General features: G+C 60.5%; 14 protein-coding genes. All 14 read right to left on the bottom strand.

The genetic code is table 11. The annotated features are described in order from the left end of the window. On the bottom strand, nt 1–696 hold a 696-nt coding region (locus tag C9383_RS14180), incomplete at its 3' end, for an IS3 family transposase (RefSeq protein WP_249031087.1). Between the two features lie 8 nt (nt 697–704). Beyond that, complete coding sequence (locus C9383_RS28405) at nt 705–1007, bottom strand: transposase (protein WP_014717988.1); 303 nt, start codon at nt 1005–1007, stop codon at nt 705–707. 178 nt (nt 1008–1185) lie between these two features. Continuing rightward, nucleotides 1186–2637 carry a mannose-1-phosphate guanylyltransferase/mannose-6-phosphate isomerase gene (locus C9383_RS14175; RefSeq protein ID WP_060753878.1) on the bottom strand — a complete coding sequence of 484 codons (1452 nt, stop codon included), beginning with the start codon at nt 2635–2637 and terminating at the stop codon, nt 1186–1188. A gap of 84 nt (nt 2638–2721) precedes the next feature. Beyond that, nucleotides 2722–3378 (bottom strand): alginate O-acetyltransferase AlgF, encoded by a 657-nt coding sequence (locus C9383_RS14170; protein ID WP_060753877.1) that lies wholly within the window; start codon nt 3376–3378, stop codon nt 2722–2724. A 16-nt stretch (nt 3379–3394) separates the two neighbouring features. Next, the gene (locus C9383_RS14165; RefSeq protein ID WP_090366653.1) at nt 3395–4576 is read right to left on the bottom strand and encodes an alginate O-acetyltransferase; all 1182 of its coding nucleotides are present in this window, start codon (nt 4574–4576) and stop codon (nt 3395–3397) included. 11 nt (nt 4577–4587) lie between these two features. After that, nucleotides 4588–6120, bottom strand: a complete 1533-nt coding sequence (locus tag C9383_RS14160; protein ID WP_090366651.1) for an MBOAT family O-acyltransferase — start codon at nt 6118–6120, stop codon at nt 4588–4590. Between the two features lie 192 nt (nt 6121–6312). Then, nucleotides 6313–7422, bottom strand: coding sequence for a mannuronate-specific alginate lyase (locus tag C9383_RS14155; RefSeq protein WP_060753874.1), 1110 nt, complete (start codon nt 7420–7422; stop codon nt 6313–6315). 8 nt (nt 7423–7430) lie between these two features. Next, nucleotides 7431–8879 (bottom strand): alginate O-acetyltransferase, encoded by a 1449-nt coding sequence (locus C9383_RS14150; RefSeq protein WP_060753932.1) that lies wholly within the window; start codon nt 8877–8879, stop codon nt 7431–7433. A gap of 11 nt (nt 8880–8890) precedes the next feature. Beyond that, nucleotides 8891–10459: a mannuronan 5-epimerase AlgG gene (algG, locus tag C9383_RS14145; protein WP_090366649.1), complete on the bottom strand. Its 1569-nt coding sequence runs from the start codon at nt 10457–10459 to the stop codon at nt 8891–8893. After that, complete coding sequence (locus C9383_RS14140; protein WP_090366647.1) at nt 10459–11946, bottom strand: alginate export family protein; 1488 nt, start codon at nt 11944–11946, stop codon at nt 10459–10461. The genes algG and C9383_RS14140 overlap by 1 nt, the downstream gene beginning before the upstream one ends. Then, a complete protein-coding gene (gene algK / locus C9383_RS14135; RefSeq protein ID WP_235863188.1) occupies nt 11943–13487 on the bottom strand; it encodes an alginate biosynthesis TPR repeat lipoprotein AlgK in 1545 nt (514 codons plus the stop codon). The genes C9383_RS14140 and algK overlap by 4 nt, the downstream gene beginning before the upstream one ends. 8 nt (nt 13488–13495) lie before the next feature. Continuing rightward, nucleotides 13496–14662 carry an alginate biosynthesis protein Alg44 gene (locus C9383_RS14130; protein ID WP_060753871.1) on the bottom strand — a complete coding sequence of 389 codons (1167 nt, stop codon included), beginning with the start codon at nt 14660–14662 and terminating at the stop codon, nt 13496–13498. A gap of 37 nt (nt 14663–14699) precedes the next feature. After that, nucleotides 14700–16181: a mannuronan synthase gene (alg8, locus tag C9383_RS14120; protein ID WP_161548234.1), complete on the bottom strand. Its 1482-nt coding sequence runs from the start codon at nt 16179–16181 to the stop codon at nt 14700–14702. A gap of 79 nt (nt 16182–16260) precedes the next feature. Continuing rightward, nucleotides 16261–17577: a nucleotide sugar dehydrogenase gene (locus C9383_RS14115; protein WP_060753869.1), complete on the bottom strand. Its 1317-nt coding sequence runs from the start codon at nt 17575–17577 to the stop codon at nt 16261–16263. Between the last annotated feature and the right edge of the window lie 353 nt (nt 17578–17930).

Raw genomic sequence — 17930 nt, 5'->3', positions numbered from 1 at the left:
TTCAGGCACCCACTCGGACTTCAAACTACCAAAGAAACGCTCCATCGGGGCATTGTCCCAGCACTCGCCTTTACGGCTCATACTTTGCCTAAACCCATGTTTCACAAGCGCGTTTCGGAATTTATGGCTGGTGTACTGGCAACCTTGATCAGAATGAAACAACACATCCTGGGGATGGCCGCGCAGCTCAACCGCCATGCGTAGCGCTTCGCAGGTCAGGTTGGCATCAGAAATCATCGAGAACGACCAGCCTACGATCCTGCGAGCGTACAGATCCAGAACGGCGGCGAAGTACATCCATCGCTTGCCGACCTTGATGTATGTCACGTCGCCACACCACACTTGATTAACCGCCGTCACATCAAATTTTCGCTTGAGCACGTGCGGCGCCACCAAGGCCTCCACACCCGGCGATTTGTACTTATGGCGCCGGCGCTGACGACTAGCGATGCCAGCTTCGCGCATCAAACTGCGAGCCATATAACGCCCGATACGATGCCCTTTGGCTTGTAGCTCCTTGGACAAAGTACGTGCGCCGGCCGACTCTCTGGACGCCTTGTGGTGCCTGACCAGCGCGGCTTTGAGCTTGTCCCGTTCAGGATTTGCTCTGCCTTGGCGCTGGCGCCAGGCGTAAAAGCTACTGCGGTTGACCCCAAACACCCGGCAACACTTTTTAACGCCGTACTGCTCGTCCAGCTCATCGATCAGCGTGAATGATCTTTGGCGTCCAAAAGCAGGAGAGCACTGGCCTTTTTTAGGATTTCGATATCCAGGTCTTTCTCTCTGAGCAGAGCTTTGAGCCTCTGGATTTCTCGTTGATCAGCGGTAATCGCCTTGGCCCCCACCGGAGTCGAGCCCAAGCGCTCTTTTTGCACTTGATCAACCCAACGGCGCAGGGCTGTGGGGCCGATATCCAGGCTGGCACAGACTTCGGTAACCGGCTGACCTTCATCCAGCACCATGCTGGCAGCCTTGAGCTTGAACTCACTCGAATAAGATTTACGCATATCCAAACACCTCAGATTTGGGCGCTATCATAGCGCCCGATTGAAGTGTCCAAAATCATTAGGCCAGTTCAGCTTGCTCCCGATGGGGGCACTGAAGGCCCCAAAGAAAAAGCCCCCGCCCAACCGGCTGCGGATAGGGGACGCAGTCGGCTGGGCGAGGGCTTCTTGTACGACTGTTTTACTGCGCGATAGTTTTCACCGAAACACCTCGTTCAACCGGCGTCGAGCGTCCGTAGATATCTTCGAACCGCTCGATATCGTCCTCGCCCAGGTAGCTGCCCGACTGCACTTCGATGATTTCCAGCGGGATCTTGCCCGGGTTGCGCAGGCGGTGCACCGAGGCAATTGGGATGTAGGTGGACTGGTTCTCGCAAAGCAGGAACACGTTCTCGTCACAGGTGACTTCAGCGGTGCCGCTGACCACGATCCAGTGCTCGGCGCGGTGGTGGTGCATTTGCAGCGACAGGCAGGCGCCCGGCTTCACCGAGATGTGCTTGACCTGGAAGCGTCCGCCCATGTCCACCGAGTCGTAGGAGCCCCACGGACGATAGACTTCGCAGTGGTTCTGGGTTTCGCTGCGGCCTTGCTCATTGAGGGTGTTGACCATCTGCTTGACGCCCTGGACCTTGTCCTTGTGGGCAATCATCATCGCGTCCTTGGTTTCCACCACCACAATGTTATCGAGGCCGATCACCGACACCAGTTTGCCGTTGCCATGCACCATGCAGTTGCGGCTGTCCTGGATCACCACGTCGCCTTTGCTCACGTTACCGTTGGCGTCTTTATCGTTGACCGCCCACAGCGAGGCCCAGCAACCCACGTCGCTCCAGCCGGCGCTCAGCGGCACGACGCAGGCGCGTTGGGTTTTTTCCATCACGGCGTAGTCGATGGAATTGTCCGGGCAGCAGGCGAAGGTGGCTTCGTCGAACGTCACGGTGTCGGCATCCTGCTCACTGCGCTCGAGGGTCAGCACGCAGGTGTCGTAGATGTCCGGGTCGTGCTTTTTCAGCTCTTCGAGGAAACGGCTGGCGCGGAACAGGAACATGCCGCTGTTCCAGAAGTAACCGCCGCTTTTGACGAACTCTACGGCACGTTTTTCATCGGGTTTTTCCACGAACTGTTGCACGCGGCTCACGCCCTCAGGCAGCAGCGAGTCGTTGGTGGACTTGATATAGCCGTAGCCGGTTTCCGGGCGGGTCGCCGGTACACCGAACAGCACCATCTCGCCCCGTTCGGCGGCCACGGTCGCCAGGGCCAGGGCGCGTTGCAGGGCTTTCTGGTCATCGATGACGTGGTCGGCCGGCAGCACCAGCATCAGTTCGTCGCGGCCTTCATTGACCAGCATCATCGCAGTCAAGGCCACGGCCGGTGCGGTATTGCGCCCGAACGGCTCCATCAGGATGCGCTGGCTTTCCAGGTTGCGGGCGTTGAGTTGCTCATTGACGATGAAGCGGTGCTCTTTGTTGCAGACCACGATGGGGGTGTCCATGCCTTCGAACACCAGGCGCTCCAGGGTTTGCTGGAACAGCGTGTGTTCGCCGGTCAGGGCCAGGAATTGCTTGGGGAACTGTTTACGCGAAAGCGGCCAAAGACGTGAGCCGCTACCACCGGAGAGAATTACTGGGATCATGGGTGTTTCTCCTTGAATCGATATGGGGCAGAGCCTGTGGGAGGGGGCTTGCTCCCACAGGGAATCGTCAAATTGAAAAGCTAATCAGCGGGTCGACACCGGGCGCTTGACCCAGACTGGCGACAGGCTCGAACCCGAGCCGGTGACATACAGCACCGCCGCTTCACCACGTTCCAACGCAACCGGCTTCACATCGCCGACTTTCTTGTCTCCGTCATACAACGCCAGGCTGACTTTCACCGGGTTGATCTCACGCTCGCCACGGCCTTTGGCGGCCACCGACTGGACCACGTCGGTCTTGCCGTCGGCGGTTTTCAGGGTCAGGGCCTTGTCGCTGAGGTTCTGCACGCGTACCAGGGATTTCTGCTTGTTCTTGAACGGTGGTTCTTCGATCAATTGCGGCTGGCCGCTACTGCTGTTGACCAAGGTGTAGTAGTGGTCCGGGGCGAGTTTGACCGGCACGGTCTGGCTGCCGACCTTGGCGCTGTAGTCACCGCCGGGCATGAAGCTGAAGTCGCTGCTGGAAAGTGGTGCGACATCGCTCAGGTTGGTCGCGCCGACGGTGGCGCTGACCTCTTGGTTGGACGCGTTGTAGATACGTACGAAGCTCGAGCCTTTTGGCGCGGTCGGGCCGTAAAGCGCCGCGTCTCCACCGGCAAAGGCGGACATCGAGACGATGCTCATACCGGCAGCCAGGGCCAGGGTCTTGGCGAGACGACGAGGAGTAGTAGTGAAAGTCATGTGAGTTACCTCTCTTTCAGTTTTGCGCCCGGTCGGGCATCTCGGATTTCTGGGTTTTAACGGTGTTGAGTGCCATGTTTTGTTGGCGCGAACCGGCTTGTTTAAGCTGCGCAACCCACTGCGGGTCGGCATCGCCGATTTCGTTGTTGACGGGCAGATATCGTTCGGGGAACTCCCAGATCAGCACTTGCGGCGGACTGTTCTTGAAGTCGTCGCTTTTCAGGTAGCTGAGCATCGGCAGGATCGGGCCGTGGCCGTCTTCGGCGTAGCTGATCACGTCGCTGTGCAAGGCTTGCTTGAGCGCGCCGACGAAGTTCCAGTTGGGGTTGGCGCTGTAGCTGGTGCCGACCAGGGCCACTGGGGTTTCGCTGTCGCTGAATAACGCATCGTCACCTTTGTTTTCAGCCAGATGAGTGACGCGTTTTTGCAGCGGCTCTTTGGGCGGCATCAGGTTTTCGAACAACGGGTCCAGCGGCAGGAACAGACGCAGGTCGCCTTTATGCGGCTCGGTCTTTTCGGCTTCGGTGACGAAGCGCTGGGGTTCGCCGCTGAGCGGGGTCTTGTCGGCAATCACCTTGGCCAGCTGTTTGGCCGCGACTTCGGCGCCGTCCGGTGTCCAGTGGGTGTCGGTACGCAGGAACACTTGCTTGCCGCCGAGCTTGGCCTGTTGCAGCGGGCCCAGCAGGTCGGGGGCGATGATCTTGTCGGCGGCCACGTGGGCGTGGAAGTCCTGGTACAGATTGGCGTGGATGCTCGCAGGTTTCACCTCACCCAGGTGTTCCGGGTACAGGCGCACCTTGGCCGGCACGATCGCCATCACCAGTTGAATGCCCTGGGCCTTGAGCTTCTGGCGCACGCCTTCGACCAGTGCGTAATTGTCTTGCAGGTTCTGGTCTTCGTTGGCGCTGGGGTTGAACTCCTCGTCGCTGTACAACCAGTGATCGCGACCGAGCACTACGCCCTTGCGACCTTCGTTGAACAGCTTGTAGTCCAGCGCGGCCCAGAGGTTGGTGCCCAGGCGCTTGATCGGGAATTCGTCGTCGTAGTGGGTCTCGACGGCCTTGGTCCAGCGACCGTTGAGTACGGTCGCGTCGGCGTTGGTGCTGAAACCGAAGAAACTGCGCAGCGACCAGGCGCCAAGGGCCAGCAGCAACGCCAGGAACAGGCTGATGTAGAGGATGCGCAATGAGCGGGTCATGGTCGGCTCCCTCAGAATTGGAAGTAAAGGAACGGCGAGAAACTCTGCGCCGACAGTTTGAGAATCGACGCCACGAACAGCAGCAGCACCACCGCGCGCATGGCGTAGCGTGGCCAGTCAGCCGTCCAGTAGGCCGGTTGCACCGCGGCATCCCGGCCGACGGTGAAGCCGGGCTGGTGGATGCTGCCTGGGTTGTCGCCCGGCACCGCCTTGATCAGGCTCGGGTCGGCCGGGCGGGTTTTCTCGGCGGGGCGGTTGGCGTAGAAGTCGCGCAGGCCGAAGAACGCCAGCGTGGCGTACGCCACCACCAGGGTTGCCACTTGCAGGCCGGTGAGGCTGGCGCGGTTAAGTTCCGACAGCGACCACTCGTTGAAGCTGAACATCGCGCCGTACATACGCCCGGCGACGTGCAGGTTTTCAGCGCGGAAGATCACCCAGCCCATCACCACCAGGAGGAAGGTGAAGGCCCAACGGATGACGTTGAAACTGCGGGGTGCGGTGTTGAGGCCGATGGCTTTTTCAATCGCCAGCCACATGCCGTGCCATGCGCCCCACACGATGTAGGTGATGTTCGCACCGTGCCACAGGCCGCCGAGCAGCATGGTCAGGAACAGGTTGCGGTAGGTGGTCAGTGTGCCTTTGCGGTTACCGCCCAGGGTGATGTACAGGTAATCGCGCAACCAGGTGGACAGGCTGATGTGCCAACGTCGCCAGAACTCGGTGATCGATTGGCTGATGTACGGCTGCTTGAAGTTTTCCATGAAGCGAAAACCCATCATCAAGCCCAGGCCGATAGCCATGTCGCTGTAGCCGGAAAAGTCGAAGTACAGCTGCGCGGTGTAGGCCAGCGCGCCGAGCCAGGCGTCGCCGGTGGTGGGGGTTTGCAGGGCGAAGCAATGATCGGCCACCACCGCCAAGGTGTCGGCAATGAACACCTTCTTGATAAAACCCTGCATGAACCGGGTGCAGCCCTCGGAGAATTTATCGAGGGTGTGGGTGCGGTTGTTGAACTGGTCGGCCAGGTCGCGAAAACGCAGGACCGGGCCGGCGATCAGGTGCGGGAAGATCGCCACGAACGCGGCAAAGTCGATGAGGTTACGCGTGGCTGGGGTGTCGCCGCGGTACACGTCGATGATGTAGCTGATGGACTCGAAGATGTAGAACGAGATACCGATCGGCAACAGCACGTGAGTGAGGATGAACGGCTCCAGGCCCATCGACTTCATCATCACATTGATGCTGTCGACGCCGAAGTTGGCGTACTTGAAGTAGCCGAGGATGCACAGGTCGACGGCCACGCCGAGCAGCAGCCAACGCTGTGCCGGCCGGGTGCGTACACCGGCGGCGCCGACCTTGAGGCCGATCCAGTAGTTCCACAGGGTGACGGCGGCGAACAGCGCCAGGAAGTCCACTCGCCACCAGGCGTAGAACACGTAGCTGGCAATCAGCAGCAGCAGGTTGCGATAGCGTTGCCCGCTCAAGTAGTACAAGCCGAGAAAGATCGGCAAGAACAGAAACAGGAACACATTGGACGAGAAAACCATCCCGATCTCTCCATGTTTAACCAACAGTCAAGGGCCAGAGCCCCCCCAAACCCCCCACGAAAAGACGGGGAGGGCGGTGTGATCGTCCCCACGCTCTGCGTGGGAACGCCTCACTGGACGCTCTGCGTCCGCTTTTGGGACGCGGAGCGTCCCTGGCTGCGTTCCCACGCGGAGCGTGGGAACGATCAGCCGCTAACTGCCTTTGTTGCCTTTTTCATGCGTCGGGTCGTAGACCTTGGTCAGGTCGCCGCCCAGGCGGAAAGTCTTGAAGGGCTGCATCCCGTGCTTGCGCTCGAGTACATCCGGGGCGCAGGTGTAGAGGGTGCAGAAGGGTTCGAGCCAGGCGAATTTCATGTCCTGCTTCAAGTCCTTCATGTCCTGCTCTTTGCCGTTCTTCTGTTCGAAGATCTGCGGGTCTTTCACGCCGGCCAGTACTTTGTCGCCCAGGCGCTTGAGCGCGCTGTTGTTTTCCTGGCGCAAGTCCACGCCATTGACCAAGGCAAAACTGGCGATCATCGACAGCGGCGGCAGGGCGTAGTTGTGGTACGACAGGGCCCGCTGCTGACGCTTCAATTCGTTGGGCAAAAAGCCCTGGTCGTCGACCTGGTTCACGCCGACCTTGTATTCCTTCACCGCCCAATCAAACAGGTCGCGGCGGTTGGTGGCGATGGACGTGGCCATCACCGACCAGGCGGCCCAGTAGGAGTGGTTGTTGGTTTTTTCCAGCGGCAGGTTGTCCCAGTCGCTGACGACTTGATCGGCCAGCTTGTTGAACCACGCTTCGATCAGTTGCGATTCCTGCTGATGGTTGGCCAGCGGGTGAGAGTCGGAGAACTTCAGGCGCACATAGGCCGAGGCCATGCTGCCCAATGCCCATTTGCGCATGGATTTGCCGGTGTGGTTGAAGTCCTTGGACATCAACGCATCGGCCTTGGCCCACGACACCAGCCAGTTCAACGTGCACTCGAGCTGTTCCGGGCGGCCGTCACGCATGAACTGCATCACGCGCTTGCTGGTGTCTTTTTCCAACTTGGTGATATCGGCGGTGCTGTCGCGAAAGGCCTGTTCGGACTTCAGGTTCAGCGTGGCGCGAGCCTTGTCCGAGCCTTCGTACTTGCTGCGAAATTGCAGCGGCCCGGTGTAGGGCGTCGGCATGGTGTCGCAGTTTTCCTTGAAGTCGCCGGTCTTGAACGCTTCAATCGGTGCGAAATAGCCCTGGGGCGGACGTAGCGGGGCGGCGGCGTTGACGGAACCGGCGAAGATCGCCAGGCCGAGCAACGAGGGAATCCAAAGTTTTTGCATAAGTCACCTCACTTCCCGAGTTGGGCGGTCTGCTGACCACCGCTTGGGAATACGTTGCGTGTGCAAATTTTCGCTTCGACCTTTTGCGCGGCAGCTCCCGCTTCCGGCCCCTGCACTTCCACGGCCAGCAAGTTCTGCGAGGCCCAGTCTTCATCGGTGCGCAGTTCAAAGGCGAAACGCCCGTCTGTATCGGATGTTTCGGGTTTCTCGATCTTGATGTCCTCGTGGCGCCCGTTCATGTACCAGAGGGTGGCGTGCAAGGTTTTCACCGACGGATCGGCGAAGCGGATATCCACCTGATGGCTGCTGTTACGCAGGTCCTTGTTCGCGCTGTTGACCAGCAGTTCGTTCTTGCCGGGTTTGAGCGTGGTGCTGGTGCTCATCTGCGCGGTCTTGCCTTCACAGCCGTTGTCGAGCAGCGCCATCATCTGGCGGTAGATGGTTTCCTGGTCCAGGCGATACAGCGGCGAGAATTCCCAGATCAGGATCTTCGGTGGGCTCTTCTGGAATTCATCGCTGCCCAGGTACTGGATCATCGAGCCTTCCAGGCCGCCGCCGGGGAAGGCGACGTTGAGGATGTCGGCACCGATTTCCTGTTCCAGGAAGCCGGCGAAGTTGTAGTTCTTGCCACTGTGGCTGGTGCCCACCAGGGTGATCTGCGGGTTGCCCGAGTCACCGAACAAATCGCCGTCGCCCGCTTCGCCCTTGGGCTCGGTGGTGAACTGGTCCATGTACTGGATTGCATAGCTGGTGCCGCACAGTTGCCCGGCCATGTTGTGCAGGGTGCCGGTCTTGCCCATGCGTCCGGAGCGTTTGGTTTCGAATTCACGCTTGGGAATATCCGCGAACTCAGGCATCGCACGCACTTTGGCGGCGACTATTTTCGCGGTGCGCTGGGCGCCGTACGGGGTCCAGTGCTGGTCGCCGCGGAAGTAGAAGTCGTGGGCCGGCAATTCATCGGGCAGTTGCTCATTGGTCAACGGCGACAGGTCCGGCACTACAAAGCCCATCTTGGCGAAACGGCCGAGCATGCTCTTGTAGTTGCCCAACGCCTTGTCGAAATCGAACTTGGCTTTTTCTTCGGGGTTGAGCTTGTTGCGGTTTACCAGGCCACGGGTCGGCTGGTAGACCAATACCAGCTCCACGCCCTTGGCCTTGAACGCATCGTGCAGCTGTTGCATGCGCTTGTAACCGGCCGGGGTGGTGTCGAATTCGGTGCGCAAATCTTCCTGGGTACGGAACAGCCAATCGCCCTGGGCTTGCACCAGGGTGGTGAAGTTCTGCTGGTAGCGCGTGGTGTAGTTCTTCGCGTCATGCGCGGCCGGGCACAGGCTGCAGCAGGGTTCGGCGGTGAAGGTCGGGGCCTTCAATTCGTCGGCGCGTACGCCCTGGCTGGCCGCGAGCAGGCCGAGGGTCAGACCCGAAAGGCTCAGCAGTTTGATCATGTGTGGGTGCATAAGGGTCATCCTCAATCCTGCATTTCGGTCTGGCGTTCGACAGGGTCGATCAGCACGGCTTTCTGCTGGCGTACCAGCAGGTCGAGAATTTCTTCCTGGCGATCGCCCAGCACGCCGTTGAAGCTGATGCCGCTGGACTTGGTCGGTGCCAGCATCGACACGCGATACAGCTCGACGCTCAGCGGCGAGTCGATGGACAGCGGCCCGCTGGCGTTGCCTGCCAGTTCACCGCCGACCACGATCAGCGAGACCTTGGCGTCGAACGGGTCGAGGGCGATGTCACGGTCGGTGTCGGTCAGATCCTTGATGTGGCCGTACACGCCGGTCAGGCCGTTGGCCATGGCCGTGTTCTCGTAGAGCTTGATGTTCACGCTGTTGCGCACGCGAATGCCGTGACGACGGTTGCTGATCACCTTGTTGCCCCACAACAGGTTGTCGCCGCTCTCATAGAGGGTGATGCCGTCGGTGTGGTTGCGGTAGATCTCGTTGTCGACGATCAGGTTGTTCACGCTGTTACGGTCGATCACCAGGCCCGAGAGCTTGTTGTCGTAGCTGCGGTTGTTGAAGATGAAGCTGTCATTGACCTCACGGGAAATGATGATGCCGTGCTTCTTCTTCGTGCCGTGCACGGTGTTGTCGGCGATGATCAGGCCATGGGAGCGGTCGTGGGGGTCGATGCCGTAGACGATGTTGTCCTTGTAGGTATTGCCCTTGATGACAAAACCCGTGGTTTCATAGCAGTAGAAGCCGTACCACATGTCCGAGAACTCGGAATCGATGATCCAGCCGGTCGGTTCCGGGCGCTTGAGTACCTTGGCCATGTTCGGGGTGTACTGGGAAATACTCACCCCGTACGACTTGCTGTTGGCGTAGCCGAAACTGGCCATCTTGCTGTTGGCCACGTAGGTCTCGGTACCGCCCCAGGCCAGCAGGAACGGACGGAACTCCTTGGGTGACTGGAACAGTGCCGGGCCGTTGGTCTTTTCATTCCAACCGGTAATTTTGGTATCACGCACGAACAGCTGCCCGTCGTTGATCAGGAACGCACCGGCTTGTTGGGACAGGCGCAGCTCCTGGGTTTTGCGGTCGATTTCGAGGATGCCTTTACGCCCGACCACGATCGGCAGCTTGGCCAGGAACACACCCGGCGAGGTCTCGCTGAAGTACTGCTTGGGTACTTTGCCGAGCAAGTCCTTGAGGTTCATGTAGCCGTCATCGACGAAGATCGCCTGGGGAATGCCGTGCTGACGCACCACCCATTCGGCCATCTTGTTGTCACCGCCGATGAAATCCTTGAGCGCGTCTTCCTGCATCATGCGACGGATGCTGATCTTGCCGGGCGTGCTGCGTACGACTTTCTTTTCCAGCGCCGCAGCAGTGTAGCCGCTCAGGTCCGGCAAGGCGGGCTTGGCCATTTCCAGCGGTGCGGTCGGCGGGCTGGAAATGGTGTAGGTCTTGGCCTGTTGCAGCCCTTTGGCGATGGTCGGCGCCTTGGCCGCCGAATCGGCAAACGCCGGGGCGCTGGCCAGCAGCATTGCGGCGACGAGTAGGCTTTGAGCATTCATTGCGCAGGCTCCCATCAGAATCGCCAGATCACGTCGACAAAGGCGCGGTGCATGTACGAGTCGACTTGGCTGCCATAAGCGTCGCCCGGTTTGAACACGCCTGCACGAAAGCGCACCAGGGCCGATGGTTCATCGATCGACTGGCTCAACGCGGCCGGCAGCAGGCCCTGCTTGAAGTACTTGGTGACCACCAGGTCCATCTCCTGGCCCAGGTCTTTCTTGCCGTCTTCAAGGGGCAGGGAAGTGCTGGACAAGATTGCGCCGGTCACGTCATCGGTGTTGTTCTGCACGGCGTCGATACCGTTGCTGCCCACCGGCTTGTTGCCGTCGACACGCCAGAACTTGTGGTAGACCAGGCTGGCGTTATAGTCCTCGCGCAATTGCCAGGAACCGAACAGGCTCATGGACTGCATGTTGTTCATCTCACCCCGGAACGCCTCGCCGAAGCGGTGCACGCGGGACTGAGTGCCGGTCCAGTTCGAACGGTTGCTCTGCAGGCCGTTCTGCTCGTATTCGGCGCTGGCGCGCGAATAAGCTGCACCGACTTGCCACTGCGGGTCGAGGCGCAGGCGCACACCGATATCGGTGGCCCAGCCGTTCACGTCATCACTGCGCTTGGCGTTGCCCGGGCGTGTGCCGTCGGCATTCAACGCGTTGACCGTGTCGCGGTTGCCTTGCATGCCGGTGATGCTGGCCCAGTAGTTGACGGTGTTGGTGTTACGCCAGTTATAGGCGTCGCTGTTGGCTTCGAGGCCGAGCCAGGTCAGGTCGCCGTTTTCGCGCTTGTCCAGTGGGTCGGTAGCCACGCCGGGTTCGGCGTAGTCGAGCTTGCCATCGTCATGGGTATGGTGACCGCGTACGCCGATCCACTGGCCCGGTGTCCACTGGTAGGACGCATCGGCGTAGAAGTGCTGGCGGTCCTTGTCTTTGGGCGACAGTTCCTTGAGGTCGGTGCGGTATTCGCTGAAGCGTTCGGCGGCGCCGACATTGGCCTTGAGCAAGGTGGTGTCGAAGGTCCAGTTCAGCGCCTCGATATTGGTATCGCGCCATTGGCCGTCGTCGTTGCGCAGGCGTTGGCGACCCAGCTTGAGCATCTCGCCAGGGTAGGGCGTGAAGCCGCTGTAGCCGACCCAGAACTCGCGCAGGGCCAGGTAGTTTTTCTTGGTCTTGCGGTCGTTATTGCTTGACTGCTCGGTGGTGTCATCGGAGGACTGTTGCAGGGTGTCGGTCTCGATGATGTCGCTCGACGTCACGGCCTGGCCCATGGCATAGGCGCTCCACGCGCCGCTTTCACCATAGACCCACGGGCGCAGGTCGAGGCCGATGCCGTTGACGTCACCGCCGGGCTTGGTGCCCAGGTCGCGGTCGTCTTCGGACTGGCCGGTGATTTTCACTTCCAGGCCGAAGTTCTTGGCTTCGGTCAGCGCCGCCAGGGTCGGGCACGACCAGAGCAGGGCGAAGGTCAGGCCAATGCCGGCCTTGACGAATGGATTGAGCTTCATAGGGATTCCTCGCCGTCTTCTTCTTGCAGGGCGTGCAGTTGCAGCGTGCTCTGGGCCAGGGTGCCGCGGGTGGCCAGCTCTTGTTGCACCAGGCGTTGGCCTTCGGCGCGTTGCGCAGGCGTCAGCGGGGCCTCGAGCTGGGTGGCCAACTCGTTGGCCTCCGGCGTGTCCTGGGCCTTGGCCAATTGGCTGAAGACATAGGCGTTCAATGGGTCGGGCTTGGTGCCCTTGCCTTGGGAGAACAACTGGGCAATGGCGAAGTCGGCGCTGTTCTGGCCGTTGCGTGCAGCCGTCAACAAGTGGTCCAGGGCTTTTTGCGAGTAGACCTTGCCCAGGTAGCCACGACGGTAGATCTGGCCGAGGTAGTAATCGGCGGCGACTTCCTTGCCCACGGCTTTTTCGAAGTGGGCTTCGGCGGCCTTGGCGTCGGCCGGTACCCACTTGCCTTCGTAGTAGAGCTTGCCCAGCAACAATTCGGCACGCGGCTGGTCGGCAGCGCGGCCGTTGTCCAGGTACTTCATCATCTGGTCGACGTCACCCAGTTCAGGGAAGTCGTAGAGCAACTGCGCCAGGCTGACCCAGGACGCAGGGTAGCCGGGGGCGATCTTCTCCAGCAGCGCCTGGGCGGTTTTTTCGTCCGGCTGGCCGAGGCTGGCGTCGCCGAGCACACGGGCGACGCTGTCGACGCGTTGTGCGGTGACGGTGCCACGGCTGTAGCCGGCTTCCATCTGTTTGAGCAGCTCGGCTTGTTTCTCCGGCTCGGCCTTTTTCTGATAGACCGTGGCCAGCTCGACGTAGCAGATATCGGTGGTGTTCAGTGCGGCCTTGCAGATGCGTTCCACATCATCCAGGTGCTGGTCGTAGGTGTCCTGGGTGCGATACAGCAGCACTTGGGCCAGACCGGCTTCGGGGTAACCGGCAGCCTGCCATTGGCTGATCTGCTGCTGGGCATTCACGTTCGGGAAACTGTGCGGGTACTGCAGGTACAGCATCGCCAGCGGGATCAGGGTGTTGCCTTCGCCATGGGCAAAGGCTTTTTTCAGCAGCCCTTCGGCTTCATGCTGTTCGGCTTCGGTGCTGCCGGGCTTGGCCACCAGCAGGCGACCGAGACGGGCCTGGGCGCGGGGCGAGGTGTCCGCCGCCGCACGGTAGGTGGCTTCGGCCTGTTTGATTTGCGCCGGATCGCGTGTGCCGACCTGGATATCGGCCAAGCCTACCTGGGCCTCGCTGTAGCCCAGGTCTGCCAGTTGCTGGTAATTCTGCTGGGCGGTGACGGTGTCGCCACGCTTCAAAGCTTCGTTGGCCAAACGCTGGTCGGGCAGGCCGGCGCAACCGGCCAGGCTCACCGCAACAGCCAGCAAGGCCAGCGAACCCAGGTGGGAGGGGGCTTGCTGTGGCGAGCAAGCTTGCTTGCGCTGAGGGGCGAAGCGCCCCCAAAAAGTCGACGACTGCTGCGCAGTCGAGCGGGAGCAAGCGCCCTCGCCACGGCAAGCCCGGTCCCACAGGGATCGTGTTGTTTTTGATATTGGGTTCACAGGCATGTCCTCGCTTACAGACCGTGAGCCATGGCTTTATCGATCAGCCAGTTCAAGGAGGGGCCGCGGTCGCTGGTCACTTCCACCGGGCGACCGGCGTAGGTGCTGTCCAGCGGGGCGTCTGGCTTGATCTGTACGCGGATGTCGGAAGACAGGTCGGCGCTGTTCAGGCTGGTGCTGCTGACGATGGTGCCGGTACGCACCTGTTCTTCGTCGGCCACCTGGAAGCTCACCGCAGTGCCTGGGCGAACGTCGGCGAACTGGCGATAGGTGAAGCGTGCCTCCACGTTGGCCTGGCTGCCGCGTGGCACCAGATGGAAGATCACGTCACCTTTGCTCGCGTACTGGCCGTCGGCAACCAGTTGCTGGGCGACCACACAATCGCAGGGCGAAGTGAGGGTGCCGGTCATTTGCTTGCCGAACAGTTCTTCAACCTTGGCCGGCTGCAGTTGGTCTTCGTCCAGGTGGCCTTTGAGGACGTCGAGCATGCTGGTGCTGAACGTCGCCAGTGGCGCGCCTTTGGCGGCGACCGCGTCACCTTTGAGCAAGCTCTGCACGGTGCCGTCGCGGGGCATGGTCACGTTCATGCCGGGCACGCTGACCAGGCCGGCCTGGGCGTGGCTGACGAAGTACATGCCGTACACCGATTTGAAGATAAACCCGAACGCCGCAAGGCCGACCAGGAAGATCCCCGCGCTGAACGTCACTGCACGCAGACGCCCGAACGCGGTCATGCCGCTGCCGCTGTCCTTGACCTTGCGTGCCTTGGTGAAGTTGTCGCGTTGCAGGGTGGCGAGCACGTCGCCCATGGTCACGATGTCACCGGACAAGTGCGAGGTGATCAGGTGGCGCAGGGTGGAAATGTCTTGCGGCTCCAGGTTCTGGAACTGGCAACCGGCGCGGCCGCTCTGGCGGTCGTAGGAGCGGATCTGCAGCTCCACATCCATCGCCAGGCCGAGGTTGTCGATGACAAATTGCAGGCGGCCTTTGTGTACGGCGCCGACGGTCAGCGGCTGGGTGGAGGTGAACGCCAGGCCACCAGCGGACAGGTCGATCACCCGTGCTTCAGTCGGTGTGCGGTCAGTGTTGAAGAAGCGCAACTTGGCCGGAATCTTGACTCGGGCATGTTGGCGCTGGGCTTCGGATTCGTGGACAACATTGGCATTGACTGGGCTGTTCATACTGTTCGATTTCCTAGTTAATTCAGGCTTGGCAGGGTCAGACCATCATCAAAAGCACGGCGACAAAGATGCTGCCGGCAGAGAAGGTCATGGTCCGAGACGACCAGGTGTTGAACCAACGTTGAAAGCTGGCCAAATCGCGGGTCAGTTTGGTGTCCTGGCGGGTCCAGGACTGTTGATCAAGGCGGAAGAACACGTAGATCTTCACCAGCGCCCCCATGATCTGGTTGTAATAGAGAATCACCGGGTAGGCCGGGCCGATCTTGTGGCCGGAGCACGACAGCAACAGCGTGAGAATCAGGCGAGTGATGCCGATCCACAGCAGGTACGCGAGGATGAACGCGCCGCCGTATTTGAAGGTGGCAATGAACGCTACGGTCAGGCCGAGCAGGGACGTCCACATCGACACGCGCTGGTCGAACAACACGATGCTGGTAAACACGCCCAGGCGGCGCACACCCAGGCCCAGGGCGCGGGAGTTCTGGCGCAGGTTGTTGCCGTACCAGCGGAACATCAGTTTGCGGCTGGCCTTGATGAAGCTTTTTTCCGGTGGGTGCTCGACCGTGTTGATCGCGGCATCCGGCACGTAGAAGGTGTCGTAGCCCAGGCGCATCAGGCTGAACCAGCTGGACTTGTCATCACCGGTCAAAAACTTGAAACGGCCCAGGCGCCAGTGTTGCAGCGAGTCGCTTTCCACATCGGCGATGAAGTCCGGGTCGGTGACCACCGTGGCACGGAACACCGACATGCGCCCGGTCATGGTCAGTACGCGCTTGGACAGGGCCATGGAGCACATGTTGATGTGCCGCTGGGCGAACCGCAGCTTGTGCCATTCGCTCATGATGTAGCCGCCGCGTACTTCGCAGAACTCGTTGGTAGTCAGGCCGCCGACATTGTCGAACAGCTGGAACCACGGCACGGTCTTGCGTACCACGCCTTCTGCGAGCACGGTGTCGCCGTCGATCACGGCCACCACGGCGCGGTCATCCGGCATATGCCGGGAGATGGCGCGGAAGCCGAAGGCCAGGCCGTCGCGCTTGCCGGTGCCGGCGATGCGCACGAAGTCGAGCTTGACGTGGTCCGGAGGGTTCATGCGTTCCCACAGGCTTTTCACCAACAGCTCATCGGACATTTCCACCAGCGAGCAGACCACCGTAGTGGGGAAGCCGCATTCAATGGCTTCACGGATCACCGAGCTGTACACCTGGGCGGTGGTCAACGCGTCGATACGGAAGCTGGTGACCATCAGGAACACATGGGACGGGTCGGCGGCCTTGCCCAGCTTGCGCACTTTGCGGCGCAGGTGCGGGTAGACCACGTACAGGAACAGCATGCCGCGAAAGAAATGCGTCGCCCCCATCGAGTAGCGCCAGATACCGACGGCACCAATCAGGAAAATAAAATTCTTCGACTGCGAGTCGAACGTGCTCGCCGGCAACAGCAGGGCGAGACCCATCAGCAGGCTGAGGAAGAACAACCAGCCGGCCGATTGGAGCAAAATGTGTCTTAACTTGGACATGAGCGTCATCCGAGGGTGGAGAAGGCTCCGGCTGCAAGCGCTGGGGAAGTACCCTTGCAGCCGGAACTTACCGTTGCCGTTACCAGCAAATGCCTTCGGTGCGGCCGCCGGCGCTGGTCGCCTTGGCCATGAAGCCCACCAGGTCGATCACTTGCTTGCCGTGCGGTGCTTCGTGCGCCAGGGCGCGGAACTTCTCGTCGCGGTTGCCCAGGATGATCACGTCGGAGTTGTTGATCACATCATCGAAGTCCGAGTTGAGCAGGGACGACACATGGGGGATCTTGCCTTCGATGTAGTCCTTGTTGGCGCCGTGCACACGGGCGTACTCGACGTTGCTGTCGTAGATGCTCAGGTCGTAACCCTTGCCGATCAGCATTTCCGCCAGTTCCACCAATGGGCTTTCACGCAGGTCGTCGGTGCCGGCCTTGAAGCTCAGGCCCAGCAGCGCGACTTTGCGCTTGTCGTGGCTGGAAACGATGTCGAACGCGTTCTGGACCTGGGATTCATTGCTGCGCATCAGCGAGTTGAGCAACGGCGCTTCCACGTCGAGGGAACCGGCGCGGTAGGTCAGGGCGCGTACATCCTTGGGCAGGCACGAACCGCCGAAGGCGAAGCCTGGGCGCATGTAGTACTGCGACAGGTTGAGGGTCTTGTCCTGGCACACCACTTCCATCACTTCACGGCCATCGACACCAACGGCCTTGGCGATGTTGCCGATCTCGTTGGCAAAGGTGACTTTGGTGGCGTGCCACACGTTGCAGGTGTACTTGATCATCTCGGCGACGGCGATGTCCTTGCGGATGATCGGTGCGTCGAGTTCTTCGTACAGTGACTGCAGCACGTCGCCGGACGCTGTGTCGAACTCGCCGATGACGGTCATTGGTGGCTGGTCGTAGTCGGCGATGGCGGTGGATTCACGCAGGAACTCCGGGTTGACCGCGACACCGAAGTCGACGCCGGCTTTTTTGCCGGAGCAGTCTTCGAGGATCGGGATCACCACGTTGGCCACGGTGCCCGGAAGCACAGTGCTGCGCACCACGATGGTGTGGCGGGTGGTCTTGTCACGCAGGACGAAGCCGATTTCGCGGCACACCGACTCGATGTAGTTGAGTTCCAGGTCGCCGTTCTTCTTGCTCGGCGTGCCGACGCAGATCATCGACAGGTCGGTGTCGCGGATGGCTTCGGCGAAGTTGGTGGTGCCGCGCAGGCGACCGTTAGCGATGCCCTGGCTCAACAGTTCGCCCAGACCCGGTTCAACGATTGGCGATTTGCCCGCGTTGATCAGGTCGATCTTTTCCTTGGAAATATCTACACCGACCACTTCGTGGCCACGGGCAGACAGGCAACCGGCACAGACTGCGCCAACGTAACCTAGACCAAATATGCTGATGCGCATCGCATTTACCTCTTTGTGTTAATCACGCCAATTAGATGGCCGGAGTTCATGTTTGCAAGCGTCACTGATTGCCGCGAAAGTTGGGCGAATAAACGCCGACTTGTCACGTGCAGGCATGTTGAGTAGTGAGTGGCTAACGAGTGCACTCAAGTTGTGCTTAACTTGGCCTTGTTATTGAGGAGTGCTCTGAAATGTCGCCAGGCTTCCTGCTGGAAGGGGCTGGCGCCTTTGCCCGCTGGGCTCTGGCTTGCATATTTCAGGCAAACGCTGCCTTGGCCTATAGGGGATAGCAACTAATCCTTATCGCCGCCCTCAACTCAATCAGTTGATGATTCAACCCTGCTATATAAGTC

It is taken from the genome of Pseudomonas palleroniana, assembly GCF_003031675.1.
GTDB lineage: Bacteria > Pseudomonadota > Gammaproteobacteria > Pseudomonadales > Pseudomonadaceae > Aquipseudomonas > Aquipseudomonas palleroniana.
This window is presented reverse-complemented; position numbering and strand designations above follow the sequence as displayed.

Coding starts and splice junctions, on each gene's coding strand:
- C9383_RS28405 (WP_014717988.1), bottom strand. CDS start 1,007: ATGCGTAAATCTTATTCGAGTGAGTTCAAGCTCAAGGCTGCCAGCATG.
- C9383_RS14175 (WP_060753878.1), bottom strand. CDS start 2,637: ATGATCCCAGTAATTCTCTCCGGTGGTAGCGGCTCACGTCTTTGGCCG.
- C9383_RS14170 (WP_060753877.1), bottom strand. CDS start 3,378: ATGACTTTCACTACTACTCCTCGTCGTCTCGCCAAGACCCTGGCCCTG.
- C9383_RS14165 (WP_090366653.1), bottom strand. CDS start 4,576: ATGACCCGCTCATTGCGCATCCTCTACATCAGCCTGTTCCTGGCGTTG.
- C9383_RS14160 (WP_090366651.1), bottom strand. CDS start 6,120: ATGGTTTTCTCGTCCAATGTGTTCCTGTTTCTGTTCTTGCCGATCTTT.
- C9383_RS14155 (WP_060753874.1), bottom strand. CDS start 7,422: ATGCAAAAACTTTGGATTCCCTCGTTGCTCGGCCTGGCGATCTTCGCC.
- C9383_RS14150 (WP_060753932.1), bottom strand. CDS start 8,879: ATGCACCCACACATGATCAAACTGCTGAGCCTTTCGGGTCTGACCCTC.
- algG (WP_090366649.1), bottom strand. CDS start 10,459: ATGGGAGCCTGCGCAATGAATGCTCAAAGCCTACTCGTCGCCGCAATG.
- C9383_RS14140 (WP_090366647.1), bottom strand. CDS start 11,946: ATGAAGCTCAATCCATTCGTCAAGGCCGGCATTGGCCTGACCTTCGCC.
- algK (WP_235863188.1), bottom strand. CDS start 13,487: ATGCCTGTGAACCCAATATCAAAAACAACACGATCCCTGTGGGACCGG.
- C9383_RS14130 (WP_060753871.1), bottom strand. CDS start 14,662: ATGAACAGCCCAGTCAATGCCAATGTTGTCCACGAATCCGAAGCCCAG.
- alg8 (WP_161548234.1), bottom strand. CDS start 16,181: ATGTCCAAGTTAAGACACATTTTGCTCCAATCGGCCGGCTGGTTGTTC.
- C9383_RS14115 (WP_060753869.1), bottom strand. CDS start 17,577: ATGCGCATCAGCATATTTGGTCTAGGTTACGTTGGCGCAGTCTGTGCC.